The 8,317-nt window shown below is 55.7% G+C and carries 8 protein-coding genes; 4 read left to right on the forward strand and 4 right to left on the reverse strand.

What is annotated here, in order from left to right; all coding sequences use genetic code 11:
- The first annotated feature begins 49 nt into the window (after positions 1–49).
- From ON00_RS01415 to ON00_RS01420, 4 genes are all read left to right on the forward strand, one after another.
- Positions 50–1,351: a sugar MFS transporter gene (locus ON00_RS01415; RefSeq protein WP_010402691.1), complete on the forward strand. Its 1,302-nt coding sequence runs from the start codon at positions 50–52 to the stop codon at positions 1,349–1,351.
- Positions 1,352–2,010: 659 nt separating this feature from the next.
- The gene (locus tag ON00_RS20455) at positions 2,011–2,538 is read left to right on the forward strand and encodes a hypothetical protein (protein ID WP_154651253.1); all 528 of its coding nucleotides are present in this window, start codon (positions 2,011–2,013) and stop codon (positions 2,536–2,538) included.
- Positions 2,531–3,847 carry a YfaP family protein gene (locus tag ON00_RS21015; RefSeq protein ID WP_211207097.1) on the forward strand — a complete coding sequence of 439 codons (1,317 nt, stop codon included), beginning with the start codon at positions 2,531–2,533 and terminating at the stop codon, positions 3,845–3,847. Before ON00_RS20455 ends, ON00_RS21015 begins: the two co-directional genes overlap by 8 nt.
- A gap of 182 nt (positions 3,848–4,029) precedes the next feature.
- Positions 4,030–4,653: a hypothetical protein gene (locus ON00_RS01420; protein ID WP_029622331.1), complete on the forward strand. Its 624-nt coding sequence runs from the start codon at positions 4,030–4,032 to the stop codon at positions 4,651–4,653.
- Positions 4,654–4,693: 40 nt separating this feature from the next.
- On the opposite strand, the gene ON00_RS01425 is transcribed toward ON00_RS01420, so the two are convergent.
- The 4 genes from ON00_RS01425 to ON00_RS01440 form a co-directional block, all read right to left on the reverse strand.
- Positions 4,694–5,818: a Fic family protein gene (locus tag ON00_RS01425; RefSeq protein WP_010402696.1), complete on the reverse strand. Its 1,125-nt coding sequence runs from the start codon at positions 5,816–5,818 to the stop codon at positions 4,694–4,696.
- Between the two features lie 152 nt (positions 5,819–5,970).
- Positions 5,971–6,267, reverse strand: coding sequence for a hypothetical protein (locus tag ON00_RS01430; RefSeq protein ID WP_010402698.1), 297 nt, complete (start codon positions 6,265–6,267; stop codon positions 5,971–5,973).
- Position 6,268: 1 nt separating this feature from the next.
- Positions 6,269–6,805, reverse strand: coding sequence for an antirestriction protein ArdA (locus tag ON00_RS01435; RefSeq protein WP_010402699.1), 537 nt, complete (start codon positions 6,803–6,805; stop codon positions 6,269–6,271).
- 333 nt (positions 6,806–7,138) lie between these two features.
- Positions 7,139–8,317 (reverse strand): DUF2130 domain-containing protein (locus ON00_RS01440; protein ID WP_211207098.1); only part of this gene is annotated, 1,179 nt, incomplete at its 5' end.

Below are 8,317 nucleotides of genomic sequence, written 5' to 3' on the forward strand. Positions count from 1 at the left end.
TGGCCACATATACTCAGACAATAGAGGATTGATTCAGGAGAGACAGGTAATGGCGATGGTGGCCCCAGTGGCGCGGATATCGGAAGGCGCGAGCGGACCAAAAGCAGGGCGGGCGCTGGCACTGCTTGCCAGCCTGTTCTTCATGTGGGGCTTCATCACCGTCATCAACGGTACGCTGTTGCCGCACCTGCGCAGCGTGTTCGCACTGAGCTACACGCAGACGACGTTGATCGAATCGGTCTGGTTCATTGCCTATTTCTTCGCCTCGATCCCATCGGCGATGGTGATCGAACGGGTTGGCTATCAGCGATCGATGGTCATCGGCCTGGCGATGATGGCGGTGGGTGCACTGATCATGGTGCCGGCCGCAAAGCTGCCCTCTTATGAGGTCACGCTGTTCGCGCTGTTCGTGATTGCCAGTGGCATCACGCTGCTGCAGGTGGCGGCCAACCCCTATGTCTCGGTGCTGGGCAAGCCCGAAACCGCGTCATCGCGGTTGAACCTGGTGCAGGCGTTCAATTCGGCAGGGGCGACGCTCGCGCCGTTGTTCGGCGGCTATCTCATCCTTGGCCGCACGACCTCGGGCACGGCTGCGGCGGGGGCTGCGGCCTTGACCCCGGCCGAGCGGCTGGCCGACGCGCAATCGGTGGTACTGCCTTACGTCATCGTCGCTGTTGTTCTGGCGGTGCTGGCGGTCATCATCGCACGCTTCCCGCTGCCGCCAATGGGCGTCGCGACGCAGCGCGCCGCAAAAGCCCCCCCCTCGGGCAAATCGCTCGGCTATCGCATCGCGCATCATCCGCTGTGGCAGCACCGCAATCTCGTGCTCGGCATCCCGGCGATCTTCATTTACCTGATCGCCGAGATCGGCGTCGGCAACCTGTTCATAAACTTCGTGTCGCAGCCCGAAATCGGCAATCTGACGCACCAGCAGGCGTCCAATTATCTGTTCCTGTTGTGGGGCGGGATGATGGTGGGCCGTTTGGTCGGGGCGTTCGCAATGCAGCGGGTCGAGGCCGGGCACGCGCTGGCAGTGGCCAGTATCGGCGCGACGATCGTAATGCTAATCGCCGCCTTCACCACCGGCCATGTCGCGATGTGGGCGCTGATCTCGGTCGGGCTGTTCCACTCGATCATGTTCCCGACGATCTTCACGCTGGGCATCAAGGGTCTGGGCCCGCTGACCGAGGAAGGGTCGGGCCTGCTGATCATGGCGATCGCAGGCGGCGCGCTGGTCGTGGTGCAGGGCTGGCTGGCCGACAGCTATGGCCTGCAGACGTCGTTCCTGTTGACCGCCGCGTGCGAGGTCTATGTGCTGTTCTACGCGCTGTGGGGCAGCAAGACGGCATAGCCGCGCTGAGGGGTGCACGGCCGGGTTGGCCGTGCGCCGGTTATGGGGTTCGTCTCGGTCAACGCTCAAGCGACCGGGACGCACCGCCTGCTCCTGCCAGGGCAGGGTGCATCGTTTCAGAGATATAAATGGTGCGGACGGCGGGACTCGAACCCGCACACCCTGAGGGCGAGGGATTTTAAGTCCCGTATAACTCTTTTATAACTCATTGATAATATTGGTAATATTTGATCTAACTTGAGGATGTGCGCTAGATATGTGCGCTAATTGTGAGGCCGAAAGGCGCTTTTTGAGCGCAACAGAAATGGCGATTAATGGGCTCAAACGCTGGTTGTGGCTGTGTACGGAACAGTGATGCCAGTGCTGCCTCTCCAAAAGGCGCAGCAAGGTCGCCCATGTAATTGATCTTATGATCATATTTTCAGCAGATTTATGGGCGCGCAATGACCCAGAGCACCAGGCGAAGGAACCACCAAGATATTTTGACTATGTCTGTAAATAAGTTGACCTTAATTTGTCATATTTCGAAATAATAGTTGATATATATAGCCAATTGTTTTTTGTGGCTCGCCACATTGCGCTTATAGCATTGACTTTGATTCCAATAGCGGGATGCTATTATCCCATACGGGAGGCGAATCGTGGGTAAAATAAGATGCTTGGCAGCTAGTGCTGCTATTTTTGCACTTACCGGCTGTGGAACCGACAGTAATGCTGGCACGCCGACACCTACACCTTCTGCACCCGCGACTCTGACACCAATCCAAAAGATAACTGCGTTGGAAACATCTGGAACGATTCCAGCGCTCAATCGGACATCTGGGATGTTACCAAATGATGTCGATTCGAATGGAGTGAGAGACGATATCGATGCTTACATCGCTTCACGTCCATTTACTGCCAATGGCAAGCGTGCGCTCACGCAATTGGCTCGCGGCATGCAAAACTCTTTGACGGTTGATTTGACTAAGCCGGATCAGGTCAACAACACTGCGATGTCCGTCACACGCGCTATAAACTGTGTTTTTGCACAAGCTAGCGGGGAAGCTGATCCGCTTACTAATGCGGTACAAGATATACAGAGCGTGACCACGAACACTAAAGAACGCCTAGTGGAATACATGAAATACAATAAAGCACTTGATGGTTCTGTGTCCTCTGTTCCTGCGGGAGATACCTGTGAATAGGATATTTGCTCACGGAATTATGTTGGCACTGGCCTTGCTCGTCAGCGTGCAAACCGCAACTGCCCAAACTACGTCAAATCTGTGTGTCCCAGAGGGCACTACATTTGGATTTTTCAACGGTGTAAATAAAACACGAGCGGACGCAGACTTCGCGCTCCAAAAGCTTAAGCTCGCCTACGGGCTAAAAGATGGCCAAGGCCAGCTCATGCGTTATGAGTTATTTTATAATTGGACTAACGGTTTTGAGGATTTCGTCGAGACGTTCTCTCAGCGGCTCACTGAACAACAAGTTGTGAGCGATCGCTACGAATTATTTTCCGACTTTAACGCAGGTGGTGGCACATGGTCGGATGCGATCGCAACGGCGCTTTCTGGTTTTTCTGACAGTATAACAAACTATATGAATTACGTAAATGCGCGGGATGTAGCATATATCACGTCATTATTTGCCAGTCCGCCTACTATTTCTAACTATGTTGCGCAAAGAGCGCGCCTTGATACGTTAACTCTGCAGGGTAATAAAATTCTTTTGTTTGCTCACTCGCAAGGGAATTTATTCGCAAACAGTGCTTATAATTATATTATACCAAAAATTGGCGCTTCCTCTGTTGCGTTGGTGCACGTTGCACCCGCGTCTGCGTTGCTAAACGGGCCGTGGTCGCTGGCAGACAAAGATCTTGTCATTAACGGTCTGCGAGTAGCTGGGTCTGTACCTGCTATCACCAAAACCATTCCTGGATATTTACTGAGGAGTCCAGGAATAAACGGGAAAAGGGATTTCTTGGGCCATGGCTTGTTAGAAATTTACATGAATCCCTCTCTCAATACGCGGCTTGAAATAAATTCTTTTGTTGCAACAAAGTTGGTTGGATTGATCGCTCCGACCGCGTCGGCAAGCTTAGGGTTTATCACGGTTACGCTGACTTGGAATGGCTCGGGTGACGTGGATCTTCACACGACCGAGCCGGGAGGCTCGCATGTCTACTACGCAGCCAGAACAGGGGTTTCAGGATTTCTTGATGTCGACAACGTCAACGCGAATGGTCCGGAACACTATTATGCAACCTGCGATCCAGCGAGATTGCAGACAGGAACGTATCGCTTCTCAATCAATAATTTTGCCCGCGCAACCGGGCGAACCGCGACCGTTCAAATTGCTTCCTACAATGATGGGCCACTCCTAACGAAGGACCTAGACGTTGGGCCTGAGAAAGGTGCGGCGGGAAATGACTCCCCCATTTTTGTGGCGAGCGTACTTGTAAGTAAAAATGCTACGACGGGAAAATACACGGTGATTGCAAGCCAGTAAGAGATCAGTTGGCTTCTTTGAAAGCCGGGTCAGTCTTTCTTCCGCAGACGAGTTTAGTATATAGTCGTTCGCTTGTTCATTCGACGGTTTGTGACCAGCCGGACACAGTGCTTTTTTCTTCGTAAGCGTGCTTACCGACGGTTTCCTCCCACGGTCGACCGGTATACATCGTCGCGGGCGATATGGAGACGATCATGGCCGAGAGGGGCATCATAAAGCTCAATCTACAGCGAGGCGCTGAGGTGAGCGAGTTCGCGCGGTTTCTAAACGATTTAGAATCAGCTTATTTCGCGCTGCTTTATTTGCCGGATAGACGCACCCTTCGCCGCCTTCGGCATGACTATTTCATGAACCCATCGGACGCTGAATTTTTTGTAGCCAATCACGGCGCGCCAGACTTTATTGAGATGAACGAGCGATACCCGAAAGATCAGTTGGAAATTAGTCGGATAAGGATCAATTCCCCCGGCTGGGTGGAGCTGGTCGGCGCACTGAATCCCCTTCAACAACTTCGCGAATACCTCAAGGATCGCCACGAAAGGAGCGCCGATCGAAGCTGGAGGCACGCCAGCCAAAAGGAGCGGGCGCTACTGGAGAATGCCATCCTGCGAGAACAGGCTGAGCGGGAGCGGTTTGGCACGATTCGTGAGTTTTATGAGATGCTGGAGCAAATGGACGTCAGCCCCGAGATGCGGCAACGAATGCTATGGGAGCGACTTGGCTCAGTGATGATGCGTCTCGGTCATCACCAAGATACCGGACTCGTTGGCACTCAGAATGATGAAATAGACCATGAGGGAATTTGACGCGGTTCATCGCCTAGAGAAAAATGCTGCCTGCCGCGCGCTAGCGATGTTCGTCATGATCGACCGCGATAGCGAGGTGATAGCGGGTTGATTTCAGCGCGCCGGTTTGGGTGAGTGCACCTATGCTCACCAGCTCCTGCAAGTCGCGCGTGGTGGTGGCGCGTGAGGCGTCGGTGATCGTGATGTAATTCGCGGCACTGAGTCCGCCTTTAAAGCCGTCCAGCCCTTCGCGGAACATACGGGCGATAACGGTCGCCTGCCGGTCATTCAGGCGGTCGCGGAAGCGATCGTAGAATCTGGTTTTGGCGAGAAGGAAGTCGATGAGCGCAAGACTGTGGGCTTGCGCGTCGATCACCGTTTCAGCGAAATAGGTCAGCCAGCGTGTTATTTCATTGTGCTTGTTGGCGGCTTCAAGCGCATCGTAATAGGCCGCGCGTTTGCGCTGTATGACCTGCGACAGCGCTATCAGGCTTGGCTGGCCGATGGCTTGCGATAGCGCCTTGTCGGCGAGGGCGCGGGCGATGCGTCCGTTGCCGTCCTCGAACGGGTGGATGCTCACGAAGTACAGATGCGCGATCCCTGCGCGGGTCAATCCGGGTAGGGGGCGCTCGCCTTCGGGGGAGCTGGCTGCGAACCATGCGAGGAAGCGGTTCATTTCATCCGCCATCGCGTGCGATGGCGGCGCTTCGAAATGCACTTTGGGTTTATGCAGCGGGCCGGAGACGACCTGCATGGGATCGTCATGATCGCGGTAGCGGCCAATGGCGCGGATGTCCTGTCGGCCACTCACCACCATGCGATGCCATGCGCAGAGGCTTTGATGGGTCAGCGGTTCGGCAAAATCGCGGTACAGTGCCATCATCATTTCAGCGATGCCACGCTCGGCTGGCGGCACGGTGCGATGGTCGGTGTCCAGTCCGAACTGACGGCGCAAGGAAGATTGGACGCTATCGCGGTTTAGAAGCTCGCCCTCGATCTCGGAAGTTTTGAGCGCTTCGCCGGTCATGATGTCGATGGTGAGGGTGGCGCGGTCGCCGTCACCAAGGTGTTTGATTGATCCGATCAGGACGCCGGATTGCTGCAAAAAGCGGGCCTCCAGCGCGGCCAATGGCGCGCTGTCCCACTGAAAATCAGGCCAATCCGGTTGCTGCCAATTCCATGGCATGAGTTATAAATCGCTCCTTTATAGCTCAATATATCTCATATTGTGAGCTATAAAGCGAGATTTTATTCATCGTAAGCCCATTCCGCAGGGAGTTTGCGCGAAATACGACGATGGCCAAGGTCGTTCGCGATCCGTGCGGTTGTACGGACGCATCAGAATAGCTCGCCCTGCCTGCTGGCGTTGTCATAGCGCCGCCATTCCGGCTTGCGGGCCTCCTCATCCAGCCATGCGATGACCTGCGCGACGACATCGCCGCCAAGGGCTTCGACCGTTCCGGGCGTATGGAAATGCGAGCGGTAGCCGGTATCGGTGATGGGAAGGCGCGCCCGTTCTGGGCGGATGCTGCGTACTTCGAGATGGGCAATTACGCCCCACTTGAGGGGGGTGTAGATCACCTCAATCTCGACGCCGCGCCAGTGGAAGCGGTAGGTTTGCGGTTGCTGCTCCATGTCAGCGCCCCGCGAACACATGCACTTCGTCGTGCGCGGTTTCGATGGTGAACAGGTCGCCGGACATTTCCGCGTCACGCGCCATCGCCTGCCAGTCGATGTAGTAGCGCAGCGATGCGGGGATGGTGGTGGTGTCCTCGGTCAGTTCCTGCACATAGTCGGCGAGGCTGGTGTAGCTGCCGATATAGCGGTCCTCCAGCGCCTCGCGCGCCTCGGCCATGTCGTCACCGTAATAGTCGAGCACCGCTGCACCCAGCGCGCCATGCTCAACGATGAATGCCGCGATATGCGCCACGCAATCGATGCCTTCATACTCGGCGATGCGCACGCCGCCGAATCCCTCGTAATCGTGGATGGCGTATTCTTCAGCACCTGCGACAGGCGAGGCCTGCAACATCGCGCGGATGTCGTCCCATAGCTCCCACGGGTCGCGGGCGGCGTCGATCCACGCGCCGTGCAGAATGCCGTTATTGTAGGCGGCCAGACAGGCCACATAGATGCGAGGCCGGTCGGTTTTGGTGATGGTGGCTGTTGGCATATTCTCCTCCTTGGGATTGGGTTTCAGTGGCGATCTGAAACCCTGCCCTTCGGCGAGAATGGGGGTGCAAGCGGAGCAAGCGCCTTCGCGGGGACCCGGCTGCACGGAGCGTGGAACACGTGGAGGAAGCTGGGCGGAAGGCGCTTCGCAGCGCGCCAGGGGGCAAAGCCCCCAGTCTTCTTCTTTGCGTTAGCGATCGTCACCGGATGGCGGAAACGTGCCAGCGGTTCCGGGCGCGTCAGCGGCTAGAGCGCGGGCCGAAGGCAACGTCGGCGGGGAAAGATGACTAGCGATAGCTCGATATAGCGATTGCGAAGCACGTGGAAATTTGCATCACTCATCGCCACTTTGGTCCGCGATCTCCATCAGCGGAATTTCAAGGGCAGGAATTTCCTGCATTGCCCTGCCAACGATTCCTTGAAGGTCTCCGTACATGCCAACGGTGGAGTCGATAACGCCTTGGATCTGAGCTTCGCGCTTCGCCCATAACCGCATGGTGGCTTTGCGTTCGCGATTTAGGTCTGCTTGCATCTCGGCGAACCGTTCAACGATAGCCTCAATTCGATGGCGAAAATTCGATCCGATCAGATAATTATAGACCAGTTCCATCTTTGTTTCCTGGCCTTCACGGGCAGTTCGTGTCGCAGAAATGTCGATAAGGGATTGGCGCAATGCAACAGCGATCGGGATTACGAACCGTGGATGAGCGACCCAGACGCCATCCACGCAATCGAAAGATTCGATACCTTTCGGGAGCGCGTCAGAAATTAAAATAGCCAGCTCGGCTTTCGCAGCGCGCTGGTCCGTGCGTAATTTGCTTAGCCAGCCGTCGCTCCAATTTTTCGTTCGTTTTGTTTCCCATAAGATTGATCCGCACATCTGCCCAACAGGACCGACAACGCGATGCAGAAGATCACCGCCAAATTCTCCCTTGGCTACCGGCTCCTGCACGTCCATCGGGAACCGGCTCGCCAGCATAGTTTCAAGCTGTAGCTCTAACACCTCGCCTTGAAGCTGCTGCGAGCCTTGCTCCGCTTTTCGTCGAAGGTCTTCAATCTGTCGTTGCATCGACGAGATTTGCTCCTCCTTCTCCGAGACTTTCAGGCGAAGGGATTCCTCGGCCTCTGATTTCGCGCGGACCCTGACCTCTTCAAGTGAGGCGCTCACACGCTTTTCCACCGTTATCTCAAGTTCACGCCTTGCGTCATCCAGCTCACGTTGTTTGCGCAACAACTCACCTTGTTCGCGTTGAGCTTCGGCAAGTTTTTGCTCGCGGGCAGCGGCGATCTCCTGAAGGGCAAGAATTTCTCTATTCTTGGTTTCCAGATCGCTTCCGAATATCGCCTTAGCCTTCTTGGCTTCCTCATCGGCAATCTGCTGGCGTGCTTCAGACAGTTTTGCCGCGACCTGGGTTTCGATGGCCGCGCGCGCATCCGCTATCTCGGCTTTTTGCTGACGCACTTCGGCTTCGCGATGTTCGATCGCCGCATCGCGGTCTGCAAGTTTTTGTGT

Origin of the sequence: Sphingomonas echinoides ATCC 14820, assembly GCF_000241465.1 — a bacterium.
Lineage (GTDB): Bacteria > Pseudomonadota > Alphaproteobacteria > Sphingomonadales > Sphingomonadaceae > Sphingomonas > Sphingomonas echinoides.

Excerpts from the sequence above, each read along its gene's own strand:
- ON00_RS01430 (WP_010402698.1), bottom strand. The coding sequence starts at position 6,267 with ATGGAGCAGCAACCGCAAACCTACCGCTTCCACTGGCGCGGCGTCGAG.
- ON00_RS01415 (WP_010402691.1), top strand. The coding sequence starts at position 50 with ATGGCGATGGTGGCCCCAGTGGCGCGGATATCGGAAGGCGCGAGCGGA.
- ON00_RS01420 (WP_029622331.1), top strand. The coding sequence starts at position 4,030 with ATGGAGACGATCATGGCCGAGAGGGGCATCATAAAGCTCAATCTACAG.
- ON00_RS01425 (WP_010402696.1), bottom strand. The coding sequence starts at position 5,818 with ATGCCATGGAATTGGCAGCAACCGGATTGGCCTGATTTTCAGTGGGAC.
- ON00_RS01435 (WP_010402699.1), bottom strand. The coding sequence starts at position 6,805 with ATGCCAACAGCCACCATCACCAAAACCGACCGGCCTCGCATCTATGTG.